This is a genomic window from Streptomyces sp. GL_148 (assembly GCF_057834205.1).
Window position 1 is genome coordinate 511,047 of sequence record NZ_CM174396.1, and the last position, 23,372, is coordinate 534,418.

The window sequence follows — 23,372 nt, forward strand, 5'->3', positions numbered from 1 at the left end:
CCTGGCGCCATCGCGACGTACAACCGACTCGAACACGAAGGCCATCACCTTGCCGACATCAGTACACGTCAATCCGCTCCAGCACGTCTCGGCCGCCGAAGCCGTCGCGTGGCATCAGGTCGTCGCGGCCTCGACGCTCCACGACCTGCCCGGAGTACCGGCGCCCGACCTCGGACAGATCCACTCCCAGCTCACTCGGCCCGCTCTGGGCAGCCACCGGCTGACCTGGCTGGCCACCGGTGCGGACGGCGTTCCGGTCGGAGTCGCCGGCCTGCGGGTGTTCACCTCCCCTGGCCAGGAGCACCTGGCCGAACTGGAACTCCACGTCGACCCCGCACACCGCCGTCGGGGAACCGGCTCCCTCCTGCTGTCGGCGGTCGTGGCAGCCTGCCGCGCCGAGAAGCGGCGCAGCCTGATCACCTCAGCTGCGGCCGACAGTCCGGGCCAGGCTTTCAGCGAACGATGGGGCTTCCGCCGAGCACTGACCTTGAATCACCTCATGCTGCGCCTCGACGGGACGGACCGGGCCGACCTGCTCCGGGTCGCCGGTGCCGAGCACCCCGGCTACCGGCTGACCGGCTGGACCGGAACGGTTCCCGACGGACTCGCCGCCGCTTTCGCCGCGGCCAAGAACGCGATGAACGACATGCCCGTCGGAGACCTGGACTACGGCAGTGTGGCGTGGGACGCGGATCGCGTTCGCGCCATGGCCGCGGTGGTCGCCGACCGCGGGGACACCCTGCTGACCGTCGCCGCCGTACACGACAGCGGCACCATGGCCGGCTACACCGAGATCCTGATCCCCCAGGGCTCCGGGCCTCGTGCCCAGCAGTACGACACGGCAGTCGTGCCCGAACACCGCGGCCACGGGCTGGGGTTGTGGGTCAAGGCCGCCATGGTGCGTCAACTGCGCGCCGAGTACCCCGGCGTCGTCGAGATCGAGACGGACAACGCCGACGACAACGTCCACATGCTGGCGGTCAACCACCGCCTGGGATTCAGCTCCTACCGGCGCACGTGCGAGCTCCAGCTCGACGTGCCCACGACCTGAACCATGACCTCCCGCACGCTCAAGAGCTCCGATCCTGCGGTGACCGTCATCGACCACCCGGTCGGCACGCGGTCATTCGACTGCGGGTTCGCCATCACTCACTTCGCGAAGGTGCTGCCATGAACGTCTCCTCCTCCACCCTCTCGCTGACCGTCGCCGACGTGGACGCCTCGCGCGAGTTCCTTTGCACCCACCTTGGCTACGGCGTGGCCATGGCTGACGACGGCTTCGTGTCCCTGACGCGCGGGGACGCCGCCGTCGACGTCGTCCTGCTCCGCGGAGGCACGGACGTCCTCCCGGCCGAGCAGCGCGACCAGCGGGCGGCCGGTCTGATCCTTGCGCTCACCGTTACGGACCTCGCGGCACAGGAGGCCCGGCTACGAGCGGCGGGCGCCCCCATCACCATGCCGCTGCGCGAAGAGCCCTGGGGCGAGCGGCTGTTCCAGATGACCGACCCGAACGGTGTCGTCGTCCAGCTCGTCGAATGGGCGGCCGCCGCCGACGCCACCGATCCGGCCGACGACGACGAGAGCGGCGCCGTGATCGTGGTCACGCCCTCCACCGACCACGTCACCATCTCTCCGAACGCGACCATGGCCGGTCTGGCGGCCCCCAGCCGCGGCAGCACCGAACTCAGCACCTGGACGGTCACGATGGACGCCGGCGCCACCGGCCCCGAGCACTCCATCAGCCGTGAGCAGGTCTGGACGGTCACCGCGGGCGCACTGGAGGTGACCTGCCTCGGCCGTACGGAGAAGGTCGCGGCCGGCCAGACCCTGATCCTGCCGCCGGGGCACCTCCGCCGGATCCACGCCCCGGAACAGACCGAGGCCCACGTCTCGATGCCCGCCGACGGGGTCGCGTCCGTTCCCGGTACCGAGGGCACCCGTGAACTGCCCTGGGCTCGGTAACTCAAGAGACACACGCTGATCGCGCCCACTGCCTCCGCCGTCTCAAGTGCAGGGGAAGGCAAGATCATTTCGCTACGCGGGCCCTCCCTCAGGACGGTCGGCCCGGCCAGGAAACCACGGAAACAGGAGATTCAAGAAGTGCGTGTGCTGTTGTCAACGTATGGGTCGCGCAGGGACGTCGAACCGCTGGTGGGGCTCGCGGTGCGGTTGCGGGAACTCGGCGCGGAGGTGCGGGTGTGCGCGCCGCCGGACGAGGACTTCGCGGACCGGCTGGCCGGGATCGGCGTGTCCGTGGTGGGTGTCGGCCAGTCGGCGCGCGCACTGACGACCTCGGCGCCGCCGCCGTCGAAGGCCAATCTGCCGCAGCGGGCGGCCGAGTTGATTGCCAGTCAGTTCGAGGTGATTCCCTCGGTGGCGGACGGCTGCGACGTTCTGGTGGCGACGGGCGCCATGCCGGCCATCGCCGGGGCGCGGTCGGTGGCCGAGAAGCTGGGCATCGGCTCTGTGTCCGTGATCTTCCAGCAGCTGACGCTGCCCTCGCCGCAGCGCCCGCCGCTGGCCTACCCGGGGCGGCCGTTCCCGCCGGAGGTGACCGACAACCGGGCCTTGTGGGAGCTGGACGCCCAGAGCATCAACGCGCTGTTCGGTGACGCGCTGAACACCAGCCGGGCGTCGATCGGCCTGCCCCCGGTGACCGACGTCCGCGACTATGCCTTCGGCGACCGGCCGTGGCTGGCGACCGACCCGGTGCTGGACCCGTGGCTGGAGACGCCGGACCTCGACGTCGTACAGACCGGCGCGTGGGTGCTGCCCGACGAGCGGCCGCTCCCGGTGGAGCTGGTGGCCTTCCTGGACGCCGGCGCGCCGCCCGTGTACGTGGGCTTCGGCAGCATGGCCGTGCGCGGAGGCGAGGAGGCGGCCCGGGTGGCCATCGAGGCGGTGCGCGCGCAGGGTCGTCGGGTACTCGTAGGGCGCGGCTGGGCGGATCTGGGCGTCATCGACGACCGGGACGACTGCTTCGCCGTGGGCGAGGTCAACCATCAGCGGTTGTTCGCACGAGTGGCTGCCGTCGTGCACCACGGTGGCGCGGGTACGACGACGACGGCCGCTCGGGTCGGCGCTCCGCAGGTGGTGGTTCCCCAGTTGGCGGACCAGCCGTACTGGGCGGGCCGGGTGGCCGAGTTGGGCATCGGCGTAGCCCACGACGGCCCGGTTGCGACCGCCGATTCCCTGTCGGCCGCGCTCAAGACGGCCCTGGAACCGGAAACCGGCAGCCGGGCGAAGGCCGTGGCCGACACGGTCCGCGCCGACGGGGCGATGTTGGCGGCAAGACTGCTCCTCGACACCGTCGGCTGAGAAAGACGAGACGGGCCCGCGAGTCCCCGGCACGCCCACGCCGCCCGAGCGGGCGCCCGCCCGACGTCCGGCAGTGCGGATGCGGCGAACCGCGGCCGGGCGTTCCCCCGCTCATCAATGCCACCCGATACAAGAAATGAGAGACTCGACATGCGCGTGCTGTTGATGGCGTACGGATCCCGCGGCGACATCGTGCCGCTGGCGGGACTGGCTGCGCAGTTGCGGAAACTCGGCGCGGAGGTACGCGTGTGCGCACCGCCGGACGAGGAGTTCGCGGAACTGCTGGCCGGTGTCGGCGCGGAACTGGTGCCCTTCGGGCGGGACGTGCGCGCGCTGCGGACGGGAGCGCCGCCGTCGGACGCGGCCGCGTTCGCGGCCGAGCTGGTCGCCGCGCACTTCGACACGGTCGGCAAGGCGGCCGAAGGTTGTGACGTGCTGGTGGCGAGCGGTCTGATGCCGGCCGGCGTCCGCTCGGTGGCCGAGAAGCTGGGCATCCGCTATGTGTACGCGGGCTTCCATCCATTCGAGATGCCCTCCGAGCACTACCGGCCGTCGGGGCGGCCCGGCCCGCCGGCTCCGCCCGACATGACCGACAACCAGGCCCTGTGGGACCTGGACGCCCAGAAGGTCAACGCCCTTTACCTCCAGCCCCTCAACGCCCACCGCGCGGCGATCGGCCTCGCGCCGGTGGACAACGTCCGCGACCACGTGTTCACGGAACGGCCGTGGCTGGCGGTGGACCCGGTCCTGGGCCCGTGGGAGCAGCTGACGAATCTCGACCTCGTGCAGACCGGCGCATGGATCCTGCCCGACGAGCGCCCCCTGCCCGCTGATCTGGAGGCGTTCCTGGACGCCGGCGCGCCACCGGTGTACGTCGGCTTCGGCAGCATGCCCATGACTACGGCCTCCGACATCGCCCGCACAACCGTCGAGGCGGCCCGCGCACAAGGCCGCCGCGTGCTCGTCTCCCGCGGCTGGGCGGACCTGGGCCTGGTGGACGACGCGGACGACTGCTTCGCCGTCGGTGACGTCAACCACCAGTCCCTGTTCCGCCGGGTCGCGGCCGTCGTCCACCACGGCGGCGCGGGCACCACGACCACGGCCGCCCGGGCCGGTGCACCCCAGGTGGTGGTGCCCCAGTTCGTGGACCAGCCGCACTGGGCGGCCCGCGTGGCCGAGCTCGGCATCGGCGCGGCACACGACGGCCCGACGCCGACCTTCGATTCCCTGTCGGCCGCACTCAGGACGGCCCTGGCCCCCGAGACGGAAGCGCGGGCGAAGGCCGTCGCGGGCACGATCCGCACCGACGGGGCGGCGGTGGCCGCGGAACTGCTCCTCGACACGGGCCGCGCCGCGCCGATGAGCCACGAACAGATCTCCGGCATTGCGCATGCAGGCCACCCGATAAAGTCTCCGCTCGACGACGACTCGGTCGGCCGACTGCTCGAACACAGCCTCCCGCGAGGCGACGAGCGCGTGCTCGACCTCGGATGTGGCACGGCGGAATGGCTTCTGCGCGCCCTGGCGACGCGCCCGCACCTGCACGCCGAGGGCGTCGACGTCTCCGAGGTCTCCCTGATGCAGGCCCGCCGGGCAGCGAGCGCACGGGGAGTCGGCGAGCGCCTGGTCCTCCACCAGCAGGAGGCCGCGGGCTTCGGCTCGCCACAGCCGTTCGACCTGGTGATCAGCGTCGGCGCCACCCATGCCTTCGGCGGTCTCCTCCCCACCCTCGCGGCGGCCCGCAAGCACCTGGCCCCCGGCGGCCGCGTTCTGATCGGCGAGTCGTTCTGGGACCGCGCCCCTTCACCAGCGGCCGTCGAGATGTTCGGTGACCTCGCAGACCTGGCGACCACGGTGGACCACGTCGTCGCCGACGGATGGACCCCTGTCCACGGCCACGTCAGCACCCGCGGTGAGCTGGACGCCTACGAATGGGCCTGCTGGGGCTCCCTGGCCGCATGGGCACTGGACCACCCCGCCGATCCGGCTCGAGCACAGGTACTGGAGACGGCCAACGCCGCGCGTTCGCAGTGGCTGCGCGGGTACCGGGACAGCTTCGGCTTTCTCTGCCTGGTCCTGCGTCAAACATCGGAGTGATCGTGCAGGGCCGCCGGTAAGCCCATTCGTCACGTGGACCACCCGGAAGGCGCGCGCGGATCCGGGGCGTAGGCGCAGTAGGTCCCCGTGCTGATGGTGCGGTCGAGGTGGTCACCGAGCGCCGGGCAGGCGTCGCGGAGGCGGCCGATGGCCTTGCGCACGGCCTGCGTGACGGCGGCCCGGGCCCGTTCGGAGGCCGCGCCGGCGTGCCGGTCCCGCCCGCCGAGTCCGAGGGCCCGGGTGAGTTCGCTGATCAGGAATTCACGTTCGAGGCCGGTTTGTTCCTGCCTGGCGATGTCGTTGTCGGCGCGGGCGTCTTCGATGTCCTCCTCGATCTCGGCCAGCCGCCGCCGGTACATCCGCTTGGCGCGGTCGTCCAGCAGGGGGCCGAGGTCGCCGACGCGGGAAAGCCTGCAGGCGGCGGTGGGATCATCGCTGTCGGCGGCGACCAGGTCGAGGACGTGGAACTCCCGGCCCGGCGCGGCGAAGAGCCGGGCGAGGTGGTGCATTCCTTTGCCGTCGCGGACGGTCATGCTCCGACCGTCGAAGACGACCCTCCAGTAGTCGCCTTCCCGGACGAACGTATCCGGCTCTGCCGTTTCCGCCTGGACCTCATCGGTCGCGGGCGCCTGGGCGATCCGTTCGAGCTCGGTACGCGCCGCCGACCGTTCGAGGCTCTCGGCCCGGAGATTGCCCAGGGCGCGCTGGGCGTCCGCGAGCCGAAGCCGGCACTCGGCCGTCTCGTAGGGGGCGCCGACCTCGCTCCAGGCACGAGCGGCATCAGTGAACAACTCCGACGCACCGGCCGCATCACCTTCGGCGAGCAGGAGCTCGCCCCGAGCTCGCCGTGCCGATGCGGCGAGTGCGGTGCTTTCGAAGCGGACGGCCACCTCATCGAGCTCGCGGGCCGCGACCCGCGCCGTCTCCAGGTCGCCGCGGGCGACGGCGATCCTGACCTGCGCGTCCAGCAGCGGTGCCCGCCGCAGCCCGGAGGTGGGGGGCAGTTCCTTCGACGGCACCGGCAGTGGCCGGGCCAGCGCCTCCCGAATCGCGGCGGCCGCCATGTCGGCGTCGCCGCCGGCGAGCCGGACGAGCGAAAGACCGGGTTCGGGATCCCACCCGAGGCGATGGGCGGCGAGCAGCGCCTCTTCGGCTCCGGGAAGGTCTCCGCGCCGAAGCCGGATCCGGCCCAGTTCCGTCAGCGGCCAGCCCAGCTCGCGCCGCACGTAGGGACGCAGCTCGTCGCACGCCAGCAGCACCTGCTGCTCGGCGTTCGCGCACTGGCCCCGCAGGCGCAGGATCTCGGCCCGGTGCACCCGGCACCGGCCGTGCAGGCTGCCGATCGCGTTCGTGCGCGCCCACCGCTCCATCGCCTCGGTCCACTGCTCGGCGAGGTCGTACTGGGCCAGGCCCTGTAGTGCGCAGACCAGTTCGCAGTAGACGACTCCGGTCGACAGTGCGTCGAGATCGCCGGCCATCACCGCCGTGCCGGCTTCGTCGAGAAGCTCCAGGCCCCTTTCGACGTCGCCGTCGAGAATCACCAGCCGGGCCTGGGCCACACGCCCGATCGCCGCTGCCGCCGGGTCGGTGTGCGAGCCGGTCTCGATCGCCTTGTCGGCCCAGTCCCGTGCCGCGTCGAGGTCGCCGCTGAGGAGTCGCTCGAAGGTGCGCACTGCGGCGAACCACGCGTGGACGGGTGTCGCCGTCGCAGGGTCGAGGAGGCGTTCCGCGCGATGCAGCCACCCGCGTACCGGAGCCATGAGCGCGGTGTCGAACAGCAGGTGCATGGCGACCCGGACGGCGGCTCCGGCCGCGCTGTTGTCCTCGCCGAGCCGGGACAGCTCCTCGTGGAGCCGCTCCCAGGTCTCGATCGCGACGTCGAGGTGTCCTGCGGCATAGGCGACGGCGGCGAAGTCCGCGAGCTCCGCCGGGCCGAGCCCGTCCGCCTCCCGGACCTCCAGGTAGGCGGCGTAGGCGTCCACCCACGCTCCACGGGCCGCGGCGTTCCGCGCCCGCCCCAGGGCGATCGCTTCGCCGGAGGTATGGGCCACGGACGTCTTCCTTCCGTCCCGGGGAAGGCGGGTTACAGCGGTAACAGTCGCGCTTACGCCTCCATGGTGAGCCACAAATCCAGTGGAGGACATCATGGACACCGTCACAGTCAACGACATCCGGCTGGAACACGAGATCCGGGGAGCCGGGGAGCCCGTCCTGCTGATCAGCCCGGTCCTCCCCGACGGATTCCTCCCGCTCATCACCGAACCGTCACTCACCGAGCGTTACCGTCTCATCACCTATCACAAGCGGGGGTGGAGCGGCAGCACCCATACCCCCGGGCCGGTCGGCGTAGCCGATCACGTCGCGGATGCCGTCGCACTGCTCGACCATCTCGGCATCGACCGTGTGCACGTGGCAGGGCACTCGACAGGCGGGGCGGTCGCCGCCCAGCTCGCCCAGGACCACCCCGACCGGATCACCACGGTCGCCCTGCTGGAGCTCTCCCTCTTGTCGGTGCCCGCGGGCGAGGCGTTCTTCGCGCAGGCCGCGCCGGCGTTCGAGGCGTACGCCGACGGCGATCCCGAACGCGCCTTCGAACTGTTCCTGTCCCTCGCCGGCGGAATGGACTGGGAACGCTGCCGAACCCTGCTCGACGAGCGCATGCCGGGCAGCGTCGCACAAGGAGTCAAGGACGCCGACACACTCTTCGGGATCGAACTCCCGGCCCTGGCCGAGTGGCGGTTCGGCCCCGACAACGCCGCAGCGATCCGCCAACCGGTGCTGTCCGTACGGGGCAGCAACACCCAACCACTGTGGGTCGAGGTCGCCGCGTTCCTCCGCTCGAACGTGCCCCACGTCGAGGAGTGCATCATCGACGGCGTGGGCCACCTGCTCCACATCGAACGGTCCCGACCGGTCGCCGAAGCCCTGGCCGGGTTCCTGACCCGTCACCCGATCACACCCTGACCACGGACCACGGCCCCCAGGCCGAACAGGGCCAGGAGGTTCGTGCAGACCTGCCGGCCACCCCCGGGCCTCATGAGTACAGCCTGCCCCGCCCGGAGGGATGGCCGCCACTCAGGTTCACCGATCCCCGCGGACGTCCGGCCGCCGCCTGCAGCGGGTATGGATGCGGACACGGCGGGCCGCCCCCGCCGCCCGACGAGTCTGGAGCGCCGCATACCCCATGAGCACCAACCCCGCGGAGGCTCCCCGGATCTCCCGTCAGGAATTCGACGCCCTCTTCGCCTCGGTCCGTACGTGGGGCCGCTGGACCCCGGCTGACCGCGGCGCCTGGAACCGGGTCACCCCGGACCACGTACGACGGGCGGCCACCCTCGTCCGGGACGGTACGGCGGTATCCATGGGGCTGCCCTGGAACACCCGGCCCGGCCCCGACAACACCAGGCCCGCCCTGCACTACATGTCCGACCTCGGTGATGTGGAGCCCCCGGAACCGGCCGCCCACAAGGACTTCCTCGCCGTCGACTACCACGGCAAGGGGGTCAGCCACGTCGACTCGCTGTCACACATCGCCTACCGAGGGCTGCTCTACGAGGGACACCCGGCACGCGAGTTCATCGGCGCCGGCGGCGCCCGCTTCGGCTCGGTGGCGGCGCTCGGCCCGCTCGTCACCAAGGGCGTGCTCCTCGACCTGCCCGTCGTCCTCGGGGCCGACTGGCTGGAGCCCGGACACGCGGTCCGCGCCCGTGACGTCATCGCCGCCGAGCGGGCGCTCGGCGTCGGGATCGACGACGGATGCGCGGTGCTGCTGCGCTCCGGCCGGTTCCGGCGCCGTCGCGAACGGGGCCCATGGGACGTCGACGCGGCGAGCGCGGGCTTCCACGTGGACGCGATGCCGCTGCTGGCCGAGCGTGCGATCAGTCTGCTCGGCGCGGACGGTGACAGCGACGTACGGCCCTCCCTCGTCGAGGGCCTCCACTCTCCCGTCCACGCCCTGGCCATCTCGGCCATGGGTGTGCCCCTGCTGGACAACCTGGACCTGGAGGCGCTGTCCGCCGCGTGCGCCGAAGCGGGACGATACGAGTTCATGATCGTCGTGACACCCCTCAACGTCCCCGGCGGGACGGGATCACCGGTCAATCCAGTCGCTCTCCTGTAAAGCTTTGAATAGCCAGGAATATACTCAAAACGCACCGATGCGACTTTCATCGCACGGACTGCACATACCTGCACAGGCACAGACCAGCTCGGACGCGCGCCGGCAAGGGGAAGTGATGCAGATGGGGGTCACGGGAGAGCAGATCGGTCCCGCACGCTCCCGTGAGCGGTTCCTGGTGGGCGAGCCGGTCGCGACCGGGATACGGACTGCGATCCTGAACTCGTGGCTGCGCTGTCGGCTGCTGGGACTGTCACCGGACCAGACCGAGCTGCCCTACCGGGACGACTTCGACCCGGACAGCCGACTCGTACGTGCCGCCGGACCCGTCCTCGACCAGTTGCAGTCCCGGTTCTCCGACAGCCGGATGAACATCTCCGTAGCCGACGCGACCGGCACGGTGCTCCAACGCCGCTTCGGCGATCCCTCCCTGGCCCGGAGCCTTCCCCCCATCCAGAGCGTCCCGGGCTTCGTCTTCGCCGAACGGTTCGCGGGGACCAACGGCATCGGCCTCGCGCTGGCCGAGCGAGGCCCCATCCAGGTCTACGGCGCGGAACACTTCGCCGAACGCGCCCAGTCGAACGCCTGCTGCGCCATACCCATCCGCGATCAGATCAGCGGGCGCATCGCGGGCGTGCTCTGCTTCGGCTACCCGCACTCCTACGAGCGCCCAGCCCTCGCCGTCCTGCTCCGCCGGGCTGCCGCGACGATCGAGCGGCGGCTGACGCAACAGCGTTCGGCGCGCGAGCGCGGGCTGCTGCGGGCGTACCTCGATGCCGAACGGCGCACCCTGCCGGGCAGGGGCGCCCAGGACGGGCAGTTCGCCGGCCCGACCGTCCCGGCCGAGTCGGCCGGACTGGACGAGCTGGACGAACTGGTCGGTCCCGAGCTGGACCCGCACGATCAGGCGATCCTCAAGGACAGGGCTACCGAGCTGATCTCCTCGTTCCGGCAGGCGGCCGTCGACGTGGCACTCCCGCACGGCCGGGAGGCCACCTTGCTGAGCCGCCCGGTCACGAGCCGCTCCGGGGTGGAGGGAATGGTCGTCGAGGCCGTGCTCAGGAGCAGCAATCCGCCGGTCCACCACCTCTCCGTCTCACCCCGCACCGACCCCTCCCACGTCGGCCCCTCCCACGTCGACTCCTCCCGCGTCGGACCGCCGCCCGCCCAACCGCCACCCGGCACCGCCGAGCCCCGCCCCGCCACCGTCCGCGGCCTGGTGCTGGTGGGTGAGCCGGAAGTCGGGAAGTACGCCGTCGAGGCGCGGCGCCGCCTGGAACTGCTGGCCGAGGCCAGTACCCGCATCGGCACCACCCTGGACGTGAGCCGCACCGCCCGGGAGCTCGCCGAGATGGCGGTCCCGGCCCTGGCCGACTACGTCACCATCGACCTGCCCGAGGCGGTGCTGCGCGGGGACGACCCCGCCAGTCCCGGGACCGATCTCTACCGAACGGTGGTCCACGGCATCCGCGACGACTGCCCGTTCTACCCGGCCGGACGGCACGTGGAGCTCCGCCCCGGGAATCCGATCATGCGCTGCCTGACCGAAGGGCACGCGTTCCTGGAGCCCGACCTGAAGTCCGCCGCCGGCTGGATCGCCCAGGACCCCGAGCGCGCCCGGCGGGTCATGGCACACGGCGTGCACTCCCTCATCGCCGTCCCGCTGCTCGCCCGCGGAGTCCTGCTGGGCATCGCGAGCTTCTACCGCTCGCAGGACCCCGCCCCCTTCGGGGACGACGACAGCCGGCTGGCCCAGGAACTCGCGGCCCGCGCCGCCCTGTGCATCGACAACGCCCGCCGCTACACCCGGGAACACACCCTGGCCCTGGCGCTCCAGCGCAGCCTCCTCCCGCGCGGCATGCCCGAGCAGAGTGCCGTCGAGGTCGCCCACCGCTATCTGCCCGCCGAATCCGGAGTCGGAGGCGACTGGTTCGACGTCATCCCCCTGTCCGGCGCCCGCGTCGCCCTGCTCGTGGGCGACGTCGTCGGCCACGGACTGCACGCCGCCGCCACGATGGGGCGGCTGCGGACCGCCGCACGCAACTTCGCCGAACTGGAACTCGCCCCCGACGAGCTCCTCACCCACCTGGACAACCTCCTGGTGCGCCTGGACCGGGAGGAGGGCGACGACCCCACCGCGGGCAGCACCGGCATCGTCGGCGCCACCTGTCTGTACGCCGTCTACGACCCCACCTCGCGACAGTGCACCATGGCGCGGGCCGGCCACCTTCCGCCGGCCCTGGTCCATCCCGACGGCAGCGTGAGTTTCCCCGACCTGCCCGCCGGGCCCCCGCTGGGCCTGGGCGGTCTCCCCTTCGAGACGGCCGAGATCGTGCTACCCCGGGGCAGCACGCTCGTCCTCTACACCGACGGGCTCGTCGAGGACCGCCACCGCGACATCGACGCCGCCCTCGAGCAGCTGCGGCAGAGCCTGGCCCACGTGGACCGGAGTCCCGAGGACACCTGCCGGGCGGTCATGGACGCCATGGCGCCCGCGCATCCCTCGGACGACATCGCCCTGCTCGTCGCCCGCACCCACACCCTGCCCGCCGACCGGATCGGGGCCTGGAACCTGCCGGCCGATCCCGCGCGGGTCTCCGACATCCGTGCCGCCGCGACCCGCCAGCTGGCCGACTGGGGGCTGGACGAGCTCGCGTTCGCCACCGAGCTGCTGCTCAGCGAGCTGGTCACCAACGCCATCCGCTACGGCAGCGAGCCGATCCAGGTACGCCTGATCCACGACCGCGCCCTGATCTGCGAGGTCTCCGACGGCAGCAGCACCGCCCCGCACATGCGGCGGGCCGCCACCACGGACGAGGGCGGGCGCGGCCTGTTCCTCGTCGCACAGCTGGCCCAGTCCTGGGGCACCCGCTACACCCCCCACGGCAAGGTCATCTGGGCCGAATGCGCGCTGGATGCGGCGTAACCACCGTCATTCACGTGATTGTTCCCCGGCCCCCATTAGCATCCTCCCTGTCCCACCCTCCCGAGAGGGGATCCGAGGTCGGCCCCGGAGACGTCCGTGCATGACGCCCATGACACTTCCGACACCTCGACGAGCCGCCCGTCCGGACACGCCGGAAGCGAACCGCTCGTGCGGATACGCGGTCTCGGCAAGCGGTTCGGCGGCACCGTCGCACTGGACGCGGTCAGCCTCGACCTCCACCGCGGCAGCGTGCTCGCCCTCCTCGGCCCCAACGGCTCCGGGAAGTCCACGCTCATCAAGGTCCTCGCCGGGGTCCACCAGGCCGACGAGGGCGAGGTCACGGTGGCCGGGCACCCTCTCGGGTCCGAAGCCGCCTCCGGAAGGATGTCCTTCATCCACCAGGACCTCGGTCTGGTCGAGTGGATGACGGTCGCCGAGAACATCGCCCTGGGGACGGGCTACCCGCGCCGCCACGGCCTGATCTCCTGGCGACGGACCCGGGAGCAGTGCGCCGAGGCCCTGCGGATCGTGGCCGGACACCTGGACTCCGACGCCCGGATCGCGGACCTCGCGCCCGCCGAGCGTTCCCTGGTGGCCATCGCCCGAGCCCTCGCGCGTCGGACGGAGCTCTTCGTCCTCGACGAGCCGACCGCCACGCTCCCCGCCGCGGACTGCGCCCGGCTCTTCGAGGTGCTGCACACACTGCGTGACCGGGGGCACGCCGTCCTGTACGTCAGCCACCGGCTCGACGAGGTGTACCGGGTCGCCGACACCTTCGCCGTCCTGCGCGACGGCCGCCTCGTCAGCGGTGGACCTCTCGCCGGGTACGGTCCCGCCCGTCTGGTCCATGACATCGCGGGCGGCGTACCGGCCCGGCGCGGGCCTGCCGCCGCCGTGCCCGCCGGCCGCCCTCCCCTGCTGAGTCTCGACGCCGTGACGACGCAGCGGACCCGGCCCATCAGCCTGGATCTGGCGCCCGGGGAGATCCTCGGCATGGTCGGGCTGACCGGCGCCGGCCACATGCACCTGGGCCGCGCCCTCGCCGGCGCGCTGCCCCTGCTCGGCGGGCGGGCACTGCTCGACGGCCGGCCGTACCGCCCGCGCACCGTGGCCGCCGCCCTCCGGCGGGGAGTCGGCTTCGTGGCCGCCAACCGCCAGGAGGAGGGCTGCGCCCCTGATCTGACGGTCCGGGAGAACTTCCTGGCCAACCCCCGGGCGGCCGGTGTCCCGGCGTGGCGCTGGCTCGGGCCCCGGCGTGAGCGGCGCGAGGCCGCCGCCCTGATCGAACGGTTCTCGGTGCGCCCCCTCGACAGCGAGGTGCCCATCGCCACCCTGTCCGGCGGCCATCAGCAGAGGGTGGTGCTGGGCCGGTCGCTCCGCGGGCGGCTGCGGCTGCTGATCCTGGAAGAGCCGACCGCGAGCGTGGACCTCGGTGCCAAGGCGGCGATCCACCGGTTGCTCGACGAGGCGGCCGCCGGGGGCCTGGCGGTCCTGCTGGTGTCCACCGACTTCGAGGAGGTCGCGGACCTCTGCCACCGCGCTCTGGTCTTCGTACGCGGTTCGGTGGTGGCCGAGCCGGCGGGCGGCGCCCTGACACCTGCCGAACTCACCCGTGCCGCCTCGGCCATGCCCGCGATCACCGGAAGCACGACGGCCCCGTGACCCCCTGGTCCCCGCGCGGGCACATCATCGGGAACTACGGCCTGCCGGCCTTGACCGCCCTGCTCTTCCTGGTCTTCTCCGTCGTCCTGCCGGACACCTTCCCCACCCGGGACAACGTGTCCTCGATCCTCTCCAACCAGTCGATCCCCGCCCTCCTCGCACTCGGGGCGACGATCCCCATCGCCACCGGCAAGTTCGACCTGTCCATCGGGTACGGGCTGGGCCTGGCACACGTGCTGGTGATGTACCTCATCGTCGAGGAGGGGACGCCCTGGCCGCTCGCCGCTCTCGCCGTCGTGCTCGGCGGGGCCCTGGTCGGCGCCCTGAACGGTGCCGTCGTCGAATTCGCCCGGATCGACTCCTTCATCGCCACGCTCGGCACCGGCAGCATCATGTACGCCCTCACCGGATGGCTCACCGACGGCAGCAGGATCGTTCCCGGCCCGGAAGGCCTGCCGGCCTCCTTCACCGGCCTCTACGACGCCAGGTTCCTCGGTCTGCCGGTGCCCGCCTTCTACGTCCTCGCCGCCGCCGTCGTCCTCTGGGTGGTGCTGGAACGGCTGCCGTTCGGCCGGTACCTGTACGTCGTCGGCTCCAACCCCCGCGCCGCCGCCATCATCGGCATCCCCACCCACAGGTACTCCGTCTACGCCTTCGCCGGATCGGGGCTGGTCGTGGGCATCGCGGGGGTCCTGCTCGCCGCGCAGCAGCAGATCGGCAACCCGAGCGTCGGCCTGGACTACCTGTTGCCCGCCTTCGTCGGCGCATTGCTCGGCTCAACCACGATCACGCCCGGCCGCGCCAACGCACTCGGAACCCTCGTGGCCGTCAGTGTGCTCGCCGTCGGCCTCGCCGGGATCGGCCAGCTCGGCGCCCAGTTCTGGGCCACGCCGCTGTTCAACGGGGGCACGCTGCTGATGGCGGTCGGCCTGGCCGGCTACGCGGCCAGGCGGCGGCTGCGCACGCGGGCCACGGCGGACCGCCACCCGCCCGACGAACCTTCCGGGCCATCGGCGGCGCGGGCAGCCGAAGCCCGGTAGACCCAGCAACCCCCGGTCAGGAGCACCGTGTACCCGAATCGGACCAGCGTCCTCGCTGCCGCAGCCCTTTGGGCGGCCGCCGCCACCCTCGTCGCGGGCTGCGGAGGCGACTCGTCGCGGACCTCCGACTCGGCCGCCGCCCCGGTCTCTGCCTCGCCCTCGGCCGCCGGCTGCCCGGCCGCACTCGTGCGAGCCAAGGAGGCCGTCGAGCGGGCCGAGCGTACGGGCCTCTCCTGGGACGGCCCCACGACCGGACCCGAGGCGGTGCCCGACAAAGTCATCGTCTATGTGGCCCAGACCATGACCAACCCCGGTGTCGCCGGAGTCGCCAAGGGCGTCCGGGAAGCCGCAGCGGCCATCGGCTGGCAGGTTCGGGTGATCGACGGGGACGGCACCCCCGCGGGTATCCAAGCCGCGCTCAGCCAGGCGGTCACCCTCAAGCCCTCGGGCATCGTCATCGGCGGCTTCGATCCCCTGCTCACCGCGCAGCAGACTGCGCGGGCAGCGGCCGCAGGCATTGCGCTGATCGGCTGGCACGCGGTCGACTCCCCCGGACCGAGTACGAGTCCCCGGCTGTTCACCAACGTCACCACGAAGGTGGAGGAGGTCGCGAGGGTGAGCGCTGACTGGGTCATCGCCCGGTCCGACGGCGACGCCGGGGTCGTCATCTTCACCGATGACTCCATCCCGTTCGCCCGTAACAAGTCCGAGCTGATCAAACGGCAGCTCGCGACGTGCCCGGGGGTGACGCTGCTGGCGACCGAGAACATCCCCATCCCGGACGCGAGTCAGCGCACCCCCGGGCAGGTCTCCTCCCTCCTGTCCCGCTTCCGGAGCCGGTGGACCCACTCCGTCGCCATCAACGACCTCTACTTCGCCGACGCCGCCCCGGCGCTGCGTGCCGCCGGGCGCCCCGGCGAGGGACCGCCCTTCAACATCGGCGCGGGCGACGGCGATCCTTCCGCCTTCCAGCGCATCAACAGCCGGCGTTTCCAGGCCGCCACCGTCCCCGAACCGCTGGCCCAGCAGGGGTGGCAGATCGTCGACGAGTTCAACCGCGCCTTCGCCGGCCGGCCCGCCAGCGGCTACGTCGCCCCCGCTCATGTGGTGACAGCCGAGAACAGCGGCGGGGCCACGTCCTGGGACCCGCGGGGCTACCGAGAGGCGTACCGGAGCATCTGGCGGGGAGAGTGACCCCCACGCCGCAGGCGCATCCGCCGGGGTGCCACGGAAGCCCGACAGCGCCTCACGGCACCCCGCCGATGCGGGCGACCATGAGTGCGACGTCGTCGTCGGCCGCCGCCGGAACGAGGTGGGTGATCAGCGAGTCGCACAGGTGGTCCAGCTGCCGCTGTGGATCCGCAAGCAGTTGCGTCAGCTCGGCAAGCCGGTCGTCGAGGTCACGGCCCCGGGCTTCGATCAGTCCGTCGGTGTAGAGCACGAGAAGGCTGCCGGGAGGCAGGTTGATCTCGGTGGGAGTGAAGGCGATGCCCCCGACCCCCAGGGGGACACCGGGCGGGGTGTCCAGGAGCCGGACCGTGCCGTCGGGGAGCACGAGTGCGGGCGGCGGGTGTCCGGCCCTGGTGACGGTGCAGTGTCCGGTGGCCGGGTCGCAGACGACGTACAGGAAGGTGGCCAGCATCGGCTCGGCCAGATCACCGAGGACGGCTTCCAGCTGGTGCAACAGCCGTACGGGCGAAAGGTCCAGCCGTGCGAGGGCCCGCACGGAGGCGGACAGTCGGCCCATGACCGCGGCGGCGGCGATACCGTGCCCCATGACGTCGCCGATGAGCAGGGCGGCCTTGCCGCCGGCCAAAGCCAGGACGTCGTACCAGTCACCACCGATCTCGTTGACGTCGCTCGCGGGGAGGTAGCGGTGGCTTACCGCGATGCCGGGTGGCGCGGTGATGTGCTGGGGGAGCATGCTGCGCTGGAGGATGACCGCAGTATCGTGCTCACGCTGGTAGAGGCGGGCGTTGTCGATGCTGAGCGCGGCGCGGGCGGCGAGTTCGCCGGCGAGGGTGACGTCTTCGGATCCGAAGGGTCCTATCGGGCGGGTGCGGTAGAACGTGGCGACGCCGAGCACCGTCTCCCGGGCAACCAGGGGTGCCATGACCAAGGAGTGCACACCCACCGCGACCAGTTGGGCGGGCTTGGCCGTGTGCCGGGCGGCAGGAGCGACGGCCTGTTCGTCGAGGCGGGCGGCCAGGAAGGACTGCCGGGCTGCGAGGGCCTGCGTGTAGGGGGCGGCGACGGGGAAGACGAGCGTCCTGCCGAGGGGGGCGAGGATATCGGTCACCTTGGATCCGGACAGCGGAGCCTTGCCGAGGCGCCGCAGCGCGACCCCGCCGGTCAGTCCCATGCCGGGCTCGTCCCCGTGCGCCAGCGCATCCAGGACGTCGACGGTGACGGCATCGGCGAGGCGCGGCACGGCGAGATCGGCGAGCTCCTGCGCGGTGCGCTCCAGGTCGAGGCTGGAGCCGACCCGGATGCTGGCCTCACTGAGCATGGCGAGGCGGCGCCGTGCGGCTTCGGCTTCGACGTGGTCGCGCTGCTGCTCGGTGATGTCGACGAGCGAGGCGATGACTCCGATCGACATGCCGGCGGGATCCTCCACCCGGACGTAGGAACACGACCACACACGGTCGTGGTCCGGTTCCGCCGGCGTCCGTCCGACACGGCGGCGGTCAAGGACCGGCCGCCCGGTCTCCAGCACCTGCAGCATGGCCTCCTCCATCTCGCGGGCATTCACCTCCGGGAGGATCTGGGCCAGGCGGCGTCCCACGTGTGCCGATTCCGGCAGACCGTTCATGGCCTCGAGCGCGGCGTTGACCTGCAGGAACCGCAGCTGCGAGTCGAGGATCGCGATGCCGACCGGGGAGCGGGCGAACAAGCCGTCCCACACCGCCGAAGATCCCCGGATACGCCGTGCTGCGTGGGCATCGGCAGCGAAGACCAGCACCGTGGCCACGCCGTGCCCGCGGTCGGACACCGGAGAGGCCCAGATCTCCAGCTCCAGTGGGTGCCCGTCGCGGTGCCAGGCGGTCACCGTGCCCATCACGCCCCGCCCGGCGGCCGCCGCTTCCCAAAGAGAGCGGCCCAGACTGCGATCGGATCCTGGATGGAGGAGGTCTGCGATGTTGCGCCCCAGCATCTGCGGCGGCGCATAGCCGAGCAGTTCCTGCGCGACCTGGTTCCAGCGCACGATCGTTCCGGTCGCGCTGGTGGCCACCAGCGCGACCGGCAGCGCGCCCAGCCATCCGCCGGCAGCCTGCGCGGCGCCGCTGATCAGCTCGTCGACCGGGATGCGCTCATTCATCTGGCACCTGTACCCAACGCCGCAGCCTCCTGGCCATGTGTCCGCGGTCGCCGTGAGGCCCCGAGCCGCTCGGGCGGGCCCTCCGGAAACCGGGTCCCTCGGATCCATCGTCTGCCCGGTCGGCATGAAACCGCCTCCCGGGGCCATTCGGGCAGCACACTCCCGAGCACGCAGCACGTCTTCCACGGGCACCGATGATCAGGACTTCCCTGGCCCCGCTTTTCGATTCGACTCCCGGCTCGGGCCAGGTGGGCCGGACGCCCGTCAGGCGGCGGGTGGCGTCAGATCGAACCGCGAGATGACGTCGGGCAGCCAGGCGGGCCGTCCGAATTCGAGCCCGTACTTGGCGGCGAGCACTGGCAGTGCGTCCTCCGTCGGCGGCCCGTCGGCGAGCATCTCGGCCAGCTCGCGGAAGAAGTGCTCGAATCCGGCCGGACTGATGATCTCGATCATTCGGGCCGGGACGGGGCCGGCGTTCCACATCGCGTGAAGCTCCCGGCGCGGCTTGGTGATGTAGCCGCCGGGGCCCAGAACGGTTTCGCGGTCGCCGGAACGGAAACCGATCTCGCCCTCGGTGACGATCGAGTACTCGTCCTCCCGGGTATGCAGGTGCGGTGGCACCAGTGCCCCGACGGGGAAGGGGTGCTCGACGACGGAGACCGCGCCGTCGGTGTCGGCACCCCACAGCTTGAAGACGACCCCGATCGAGCCGAGGAAGACCTCGGTCCCCTCGCCGGGGCGGACGATGGTGAGCGGCGGGGCCAGCGGCTCTGTCATGGCGATCACTCCTCGACAGGATTTGGAGATACACTGGTGTTCCATTAAAAGGCTTCACCGTGGATCCCGGGATGTCAAGAGTTGAGTGAACAGCAGCGTTCACCGAAACCGCGTGGCTACGAGATGCGCAAACGCGCCGAGGACGTGGGCCGGACGCGGCAGCGCATCGTCGAGGCCGCCGTGGATCTCCACGGCACCGCGGGCCCGGCGTGGACGACCATCGCGGCGATCGCCGAGCGCGCCGGGGTCACGCGGCTGACCGTCTACCGGCATTTCCCGGATGAGACGGCGTTGTTCGAAGCGTGCTCGGGACACTGGCTGTCGCGGCAGAGACTGCCCCGACCCGAGGAATGGGGCGCGATCGAGAACCCCGTCGAGCGGCTGACAGCCGGGCTTGCCGACCTCTACCGCTTCTACCGCGCGGGCGAGCAGATGCTGACGCTGGTCATCCGCGACGAGCACGCCGTGCCCGAGCCGATCCGCGAGGCCCGGGAGGAGACGACCCGGCGGTACGTCGCGGTGCTGGCCGATGCCTGGCCTGAGGCCGGCGACCCGGTCCGCCGTGCGGTGATCGGCCATGCCGCGGCGTTCTCCTCGTGGCGTTCCCTGTGCCGGGAGCAAGGGCTCACGGACCGCGAGGCAGTCGAGGTCATGGTCACGCTGGTGGAAGCGGTCGGCACCAGGTGAGCCCGGGCGGGCGCACCGCAGCGCACACGGGCATCCCGCAAGCGTCCGTCAGCCCGAGCCGCGCTTCGGCGGCGCCCCGCTCGACCGCCTGTGGCGGGAGGCCGTCGAGCATCAGCTTGGCGCGGCGGAACATCGCGAACGCGCCGCCGGGCGGCAGCTCTCCCCACGTCAGATACAGGAACCGGGCCCCGCGTCGCCCGTGGACGTAAGGGCCGCGAAAGTCCCAAGTGCCGTCCGGCGCTGCGACCGCCTCCACGGTGAACTCCCAGACCGCCTCGGCTGCATCCCCGGGGACAGCGGCTTCCGGCTCGCGCCCTCGCTGCACGGCGACGTGGACGTCCCGGTAGGCGCCGCATTCACGACCCGGGAGATCACGGCCGATGATCCGCAGCGAGAGTGGCGGCATGCGCACCACTCTGCCACCACCGCTCTCCCCTCGGACCGATGCAGCCGCGCCCGCGCACGCGCATTGGGCCCGCGCGTTCAGGCAACGGGACAAGTCCGGGCAGGCCCGGGTGTACGACACGAGGTAGACGGACGGCCCGGGGGAACCCTCCGTACGCACGCCGCACACGTAGGCTGCCCGCACTGACCATTCGCCACAAAGGGAGTGAACGTGCCCTCTCGCCTGAACCCGTACATCAGCTTCGCCGGTGAAGCGAAGCAAGCCATGGAGTTCTACAAGAAGGTGTTCGGCGGCGATCTGGCCGTCCACACCTACGGCGAATTCGGCTCCGAGGCGCCCCCCGGATACTCCGACAAGATCATGCACGGCATGCTCGAGACGACCAGGGGATTCACCCTGATGGGCGCCGACAATCCGCCCGGGACGGAACACAAGCCCGGGAACAACATCGCGGTGAGCCTGAGCGGCGACGACATGGACGAGCTGCGAGGCTACTGGAACAAGCTGTCCGACGGCGGCACGGTGGCCGTCCCCCTGGAGAAGCAGATGTGGGGCGACATCTTCGGCATGTGCACGGACAAGTTCGGCATCACGTGGATGGTCAACGTCAGCGAACAGCAGAGCTGATCCGGCGGCTTCGGGATCCGAGGGCGTACGTCTCATCGGTGACGCGGACCGCCACTCCCTCGACCACCACGTCGCAGCCGTCGGCGTAGGCGTTGGTGCCGGTGGTGAGGACGACCTTCGGCTCGCCGGCGAGGTTGAGCCCCCTGCTCCTTCGGCGCAAGCCGCGCCTCGCGGCGATCCCCCGCACGGAAATCAGCCGCCAGATGGAAGTCACCCTGAGGAGGCGGCCGCCATGTGCTCTCTCCGGGGGTGGCCGACCATGTGCGGGGCCTCCCCGACGTGGCTTTGATGTGGCTCACCGGTCGTCTTGGTCCGTGTCCTGCCGTCGCTGGGCTCGGAGGCCGGACCAGTGGTCGAGGCGCCTGCGGATCTCGGCTTCGTACCCGTTTCGGGTGGGGTGGTAGTAGGTCTCGCGATCCATGTCGTCGGGGAAGTAGTCGGCGCCGGAGAAACCGTCCGTGGTGTCGGGGTCGTACTGGTAGTTCTTGCCGTAGCCGAGGTCCCTCATGAGGCGAGTTGGGGCATTGAGGATGTGGGCCGGTGGCATGAGGGAGCCGGTCCGGCGGACGCGCGCGTGTGCGGCGGTGTATCCGCGGTAGACGGCAATGGATTTGGAGGCGGTGGCCAGGTAGACGACAGCCTGGGCGATGGCGAGTTCGCCCTCCGGGGAGCCGAGGCGTTCGTAGACGTCCCAGGCGGCGAGGGCCTGGTGGACGGCCTGGGGGTCGGCGATGCCGATGTCCTCGCCGGCGAAGCGGACGAGGCGACGGGCGATGAAGAGCGGGTCCTCGCCGCCGTCGAGCATGCGGGCGAGCCAGTACAGGGCAGCGTCCGGGTCGGAGCCCCGCATCGCCTTGTGCAGGGCGGAGATCAGGTTGTAGTGGCCCTCCTGCGCCTTGTCGTAGAGCGGGGCTCGCTTCTGGATGTGCTGGGTGAGGGCGGTGACGTCAAGGGGCGGGGTGCTCTCAGGGAGGGCCAGGAGTTGTTCGGCCAGGTTGAGGAGGTAGCGGCCGTCGCCGTCAGCCAGGGCGCTCAGGGCCTGGCGAGCGTCATCGGTCAGCGGCACCCGGCGTCCGGAGAGGTGCTCGGCGCGGGCGAGGAGCGTGGTCAGGGCAGTGTCGTCGAGACGCTTGAGGACGAAGACCTGGCAGCGGGAGAGCAGGGCGCCGTTGAGTTCGAAGCTGGGGTTCTCGGTGGTCGCACCGACCAGGACGACGGTGCCGTCCTCGACGTAGGGCAGGAAGCTGTCCTGCTGGGCGCGGTTGAAGCGGTGGATCTCGTCGACGAAGAGCAGGGTGCCCTGGCCGATCTCGCGCCTTCGGGTGGCGGTCTGGAAGACCTTGCGCAGATCGGCGACGCCGGAGAAGGTTGCCGACAGGGGCTCGAAGGCCAGGCCGGTGCGCTCTGCCAGGAGGCGGGCGATGGTGGTCTTTCCGCAGCCGGGCGGGCCCCACAGGATGGTGGAGACCAGGCGCAGTCCGGCCACCATGCGGCCGAGCGGGGCATCCGAGGCCAGGAGATGGTCCTGGCCGACCACGTCGTCGAGGGTACGCGGGCGCAGCCGATCGGCCAGCGGGCGCGGCGGCTCGTCGCCGAACAAGGGCAGCGTGGGTTCGGTGTGGGTCATCGGATGCCCTGGCTCATCGAGGCGTTCTTGGGCGGTGGGCCGTGGACGAGGTCGTAGGAGTGGCTGACCAGGTACTCGATCAGGTCGGCGGTGATGTCGGGGCCGGCGCCGACCGAGATCCAGTGCGCCTTGCTGAGATAGCGGCCCGGCACGATGCTCTCGTAGCACATGCACAGCGAACTGCCCTGGTCCGGCTCACACTTGACGGTGATGATCTGGTTGGCAGGCTCGTCGGGGGCATCGGTGACGATCAAGAATACTTTGCCCGCCGCCTTGTAGACGTCGAGCTTCGGGGTGAAGGGGCGGTCGTGGCTGACGTCCGGGAGGCCGGCGGCCGTGCGGCGCGCGGTCCGCTGGATACGGGCACCGGTGAGGGTCACCGCGCCCCCGCGCGGATGCCGAAGGTCTTCGGGCTTACGGGCTGCTTGGCCTTGGGGAGCCCGGCGACGACCAGCCGGTAGGAGTCGGTGACCAGGTCCTCGACCAGGTGCGGGTCGATCGAGGCGCCGGGGGCGAGGGTGATCCAGTGCTTCTTGTTCATGTGGTAGCCGGGGGTGATGTCGGTGTGCCTCGCCCGCAGTGCCTCGGCCTCCTCCGGGCTGGACTTGAGGATGACGACCGGCCGGCCGGGCACCTCGGTCATCAGCATGAACACCTTGCCGTGGACCTTGAAGACCTCCCATTCGGGGCCGAACGGGTACTCCCGTGTGGCCATCGGCAGCCTCTCGCCTCGCTCCTGGGCCGTCTCCTGCAGAGGCTGTCCATCCAT

20 protein-coding genes and 1 pseudogene are annotated in these 23,372 nt (G+C 71.4%); 13 read left to right on the forward strand and 8 right to left on the reverse strand.

Annotated elements, in window-relative coordinates; translation table 11 throughout:
• The first annotated feature begins 49 nt into the window (after positions 1–49).
• The 5 genes and pseudogenes from AC3IYI_RS02355 to AC3IYI_RS02375 all read left to right on the forward strand — a co-directional run bounded on the left by AC3IYI_RS02355 (position 50) and on the right by AC3IYI_RS02375 (position 5,415).
• Entirely contained in the window at positions 50–1,051 is a 1,002-nt protein-coding gene (locus tag AC3IYI_RS02355; protein ID WP_489408607.1) for a GNAT family N-acetyltransferase, read from the forward strand.
• Between the two features lie 119 nt (positions 1,052–1,170).
• Entirely contained in the window at positions 1,171–1,962 is a 792-nt protein-coding gene (locus AC3IYI_RS02360; RefSeq protein ID WP_489408608.1) for a VOC family protein, read from the forward strand.
• A 138-nt stretch (positions 1,963–2,100) separates the two neighbouring features.
• Entirely contained in the window at positions 2,101–3,318 is a 1,218-nt protein-coding gene (locus AC3IYI_RS02365; RefSeq protein ID WP_489408609.1) for a glycosyltransferase, read from the forward strand.
• A 150-nt stretch (positions 3,319–3,468) separates the two neighbouring features.
• Positions 3,469–4,662: pseudogene (locus AC3IYI_RS02370) on the forward strand (glycosyltransferase); the annotation flags it as partial.
• A 15-nt stretch (positions 4,663–4,677) separates the two neighbouring features.
• Positions 4,678–5,415: an SAM-dependent methyltransferase gene (locus AC3IYI_RS02375; RefSeq protein WP_489411852.1), complete on the forward strand. Its 738-nt coding sequence runs from the start codon at positions 4,678–4,680 to the stop codon at positions 5,413–5,415.
• A 29-nt stretch (positions 5,416–5,444) separates the two neighbouring features.
• Here the strand turns inward: AC3IYI_RS02375 and AC3IYI_RS02380 are convergent, their stop codons facing one another.
• Positions 5,445–7,466, reverse strand: a complete 2,022-nt coding sequence (locus AC3IYI_RS02380; RefSeq protein WP_489408610.1) for a transcriptional regulator — start codon at positions 7,464–7,466, stop codon at positions 5,445–5,447.
• 94 nt (positions 7,467–7,560) lie between these two features.
• Between AC3IYI_RS02380 and AC3IYI_RS02385 the strand changes: the two genes are divergently transcribed.
• From AC3IYI_RS02385 to AC3IYI_RS02410, 6 genes are all read left to right on the forward strand, one after another.
• Positions 7,561–8,379 carry an alpha/beta fold hydrolase gene (locus AC3IYI_RS02385; protein ID WP_489408611.1) on the forward strand — a complete coding sequence of 273 codons (819 nt, stop codon included), beginning with the start codon at positions 7,561–7,563 and terminating at the stop codon, positions 8,377–8,379.
• 220 nt (positions 8,380–8,599) lie between these two features.
• On the forward strand, positions 8,600–9,535 hold the full coding sequence (locus AC3IYI_RS02390) for a cyclase family protein (RefSeq protein WP_489408612.1): 936 nt from the start codon (positions 8,600–8,602) through the stop codon (positions 9,533–9,535).
• A gap of 121 nt (positions 9,536–9,656) precedes the next feature.
• Positions 9,657–12,458 carry a SpoIIE family protein phosphatase gene (locus AC3IYI_RS02395; protein ID WP_489408613.1) on the forward strand — a complete coding sequence of 934 codons (2,802 nt, stop codon included), beginning with the start codon at positions 9,657–9,659 and terminating at the stop codon, positions 12,456–12,458.
• A gap of 96 nt (positions 12,459–12,554) precedes the next feature.
• Complete coding sequence (locus tag AC3IYI_RS02400; protein WP_489408614.1) at positions 12,555–14,120, forward strand: sugar ABC transporter ATP-binding protein; 1,566 nt, start codon at positions 12,555–12,557, stop codon at positions 14,118–14,120.
• A complete protein-coding gene (locus AC3IYI_RS02405) occupies positions 14,117–15,160 on the forward strand; it encodes an ABC transporter permease (protein ID WP_489408615.1) in 1,044 nt (347 codons plus the stop codon). Before AC3IYI_RS02400 ends, AC3IYI_RS02405 begins: the two co-directional genes overlap by 4 nt.
• 27 nt (positions 15,161–15,187) lie before the next feature.
• Positions 15,188–16,354 (forward strand): substrate-binding domain-containing protein, encoded by a 1,167-nt coding sequence (locus AC3IYI_RS02410; RefSeq protein WP_489408616.1) that lies wholly within the window; start codon positions 15,188–15,190, stop codon positions 16,352–16,354.
• Positions 16,355–16,406: 52 nt separating this feature from the next.
• On the opposite strand, the gene AC3IYI_RS02415 is transcribed toward AC3IYI_RS02410, so the two are convergent.
• Both AC3IYI_RS02415 and AC3IYI_RS02420 read right to left on the reverse strand, forming a co-directional pair.
• The gene (locus tag AC3IYI_RS02415) at positions 16,407–18,479 is read right to left on the reverse strand and encodes a SpoIIE family protein phosphatase (RefSeq protein WP_489408617.1); all 2,073 of its coding nucleotides are present in this window, start codon (positions 18,477–18,479) and stop codon (positions 16,407–16,409) included.
• Between the two features lie 264 nt (positions 18,480–18,743).
• The gene (locus tag AC3IYI_RS02420; protein WP_489408618.1) at positions 18,744–19,256 is read right to left on the reverse strand and encodes a cupin domain-containing protein; all 513 of its coding nucleotides are present in this window, start codon (positions 19,254–19,256) and stop codon (positions 18,744–18,746) included.
• A gap of 81 nt (positions 19,257–19,337) precedes the next feature.
• Between AC3IYI_RS02420 and AC3IYI_RS02425 the strand changes: the two genes are divergently transcribed.
• Complete coding sequence (locus AC3IYI_RS02425) at positions 19,338–19,943, forward strand: TetR/AcrR family transcriptional regulator (RefSeq protein ID WP_489408619.1); 606 nt, start codon at positions 19,338–19,340, stop codon at positions 19,941–19,943.
• Here AC3IYI_RS02425 and AC3IYI_RS02430 read toward each other — a convergent pair.
• A complete protein-coding gene (locus AC3IYI_RS02430; RefSeq protein WP_489408620.1) occupies positions 19,912–20,349 on the reverse strand; it encodes a DUF5990 family protein in 438 nt (145 codons plus the stop codon). The genes AC3IYI_RS02425 and AC3IYI_RS02430 overlap by 32 nt on opposite strands.
• 210 nt (positions 20,350–20,559) lie before the next feature.
• Between AC3IYI_RS02430 and AC3IYI_RS02435 the strand changes: the two genes are divergently transcribed.
• Positions 20,560–20,976 carry a VOC family protein gene (locus AC3IYI_RS02435; protein WP_489408621.1) on the forward strand — a complete coding sequence of 139 codons (417 nt, stop codon included), beginning with the start codon at positions 20,560–20,562 and terminating at the stop codon, positions 20,974–20,976.
• Here AC3IYI_RS02435 and AC3IYI_RS02440 read toward each other — a convergent pair.
• From AC3IYI_RS02440 to AC3IYI_RS02455, 4 genes are all read right to left on the reverse strand, one after another.
• Positions 20,957–21,136, reverse strand: coding sequence for a hypothetical protein (locus AC3IYI_RS02440; RefSeq protein WP_489408622.1), 180 nt, complete (start codon positions 21,134–21,136; stop codon positions 20,957–20,959). The genes AC3IYI_RS02435 and AC3IYI_RS02440 overlap by 20 nt on opposite strands.
• 135 nt (positions 21,137–21,271) lie before the next feature.
• Positions 21,272–22,603: a replication-associated recombination protein A gene (locus AC3IYI_RS02445; RefSeq protein ID WP_489408623.1), complete on the reverse strand. Its 1,332-nt coding sequence runs from the start codon at positions 22,601–22,603 to the stop codon at positions 21,272–21,274.
• Positions 22,600–22,983 carry an MmcQ/YjbR family DNA-binding protein gene (locus AC3IYI_RS02450; RefSeq protein ID WP_489408624.1) on the reverse strand — a complete coding sequence of 128 codons (384 nt, stop codon included), beginning with the start codon at positions 22,981–22,983 and terminating at the stop codon, positions 22,600–22,602. The genes AC3IYI_RS02445 and AC3IYI_RS02450 overlap by 4 nt, the downstream gene beginning before the upstream one ends.
• The gene (locus tag AC3IYI_RS02455; RefSeq protein ID WP_489408625.1) at positions 22,980–23,372 is read right to left on the reverse strand and encodes an MmcQ/YjbR family DNA-binding protein; all 393 of its coding nucleotides are present in this window, start codon (positions 23,370–23,372) and stop codon (positions 22,980–22,982) included. Before AC3IYI_RS02455 ends, AC3IYI_RS02450 begins: the two co-directional genes overlap by 4 nt.

Coding starts and splice junctions, on each gene's coding strand:
- AC3IYI_RS02395 (WP_489408613.1), top strand. CDS start 9,657: ATGGGGGTCACGGGAGAGCAGATCGGTCCCGCACGCTCCCGTGAGCGG.
- AC3IYI_RS02390 (WP_489408612.1), top strand. CDS start 8,600: ATGAGCACCAACCCCGCGGAGGCTCCCCGGATCTCCCGTCAGGAATTC.
- AC3IYI_RS02445 (WP_489408623.1), bottom strand. CDS start 22,603: ATGACCCACACCGAACCCACGCTGCCCTTGTTCGGCGACGAGCCGCCG.
- AC3IYI_RS02360 (WP_489408608.1), top strand. CDS start 1,171: ATGAACGTCTCCTCCTCCACCCTCTCGCTGACCGTCGCCGACGTGGAC.
- AC3IYI_RS02455 (WP_489408625.1), bottom strand. CDS start 23,372: ATGGATGGACAGCCTCTGCAGGAGACGGCCCAGGAGCGAGGCGAGAGG.
- AC3IYI_RS02375 (WP_489411852.1), top strand. CDS start 4,678: ATGAGCCACGAACAGATCTCCGGCATTGCGCATGCAGGCCACCCGATA.
- AC3IYI_RS02420 (WP_489408618.1), bottom strand. CDS start 19,256: ATGACAGAGCCGCTGGCCCCGCCGCTCACCATCGTCCGCCCCGGCGAG.
- AC3IYI_RS02385 (WP_489408611.1), top strand. CDS start 7,561: ATGGACACCGTCACAGTCAACGACATCCGGCTGGAACACGAGATCCGG.
- AC3IYI_RS02415 (WP_489408617.1), bottom strand. CDS start 18,479: ATGAATGAGCGCATCCCGGTCGACGAGCTGATCAGCGGCGCCGCGCAG.
- AC3IYI_RS02430 (WP_489408620.1), bottom strand. CDS start 20,349: ATGCCGCCACTCTCGCTGCGGATCATCGGCCGTGATCTCCCGGGTCGT.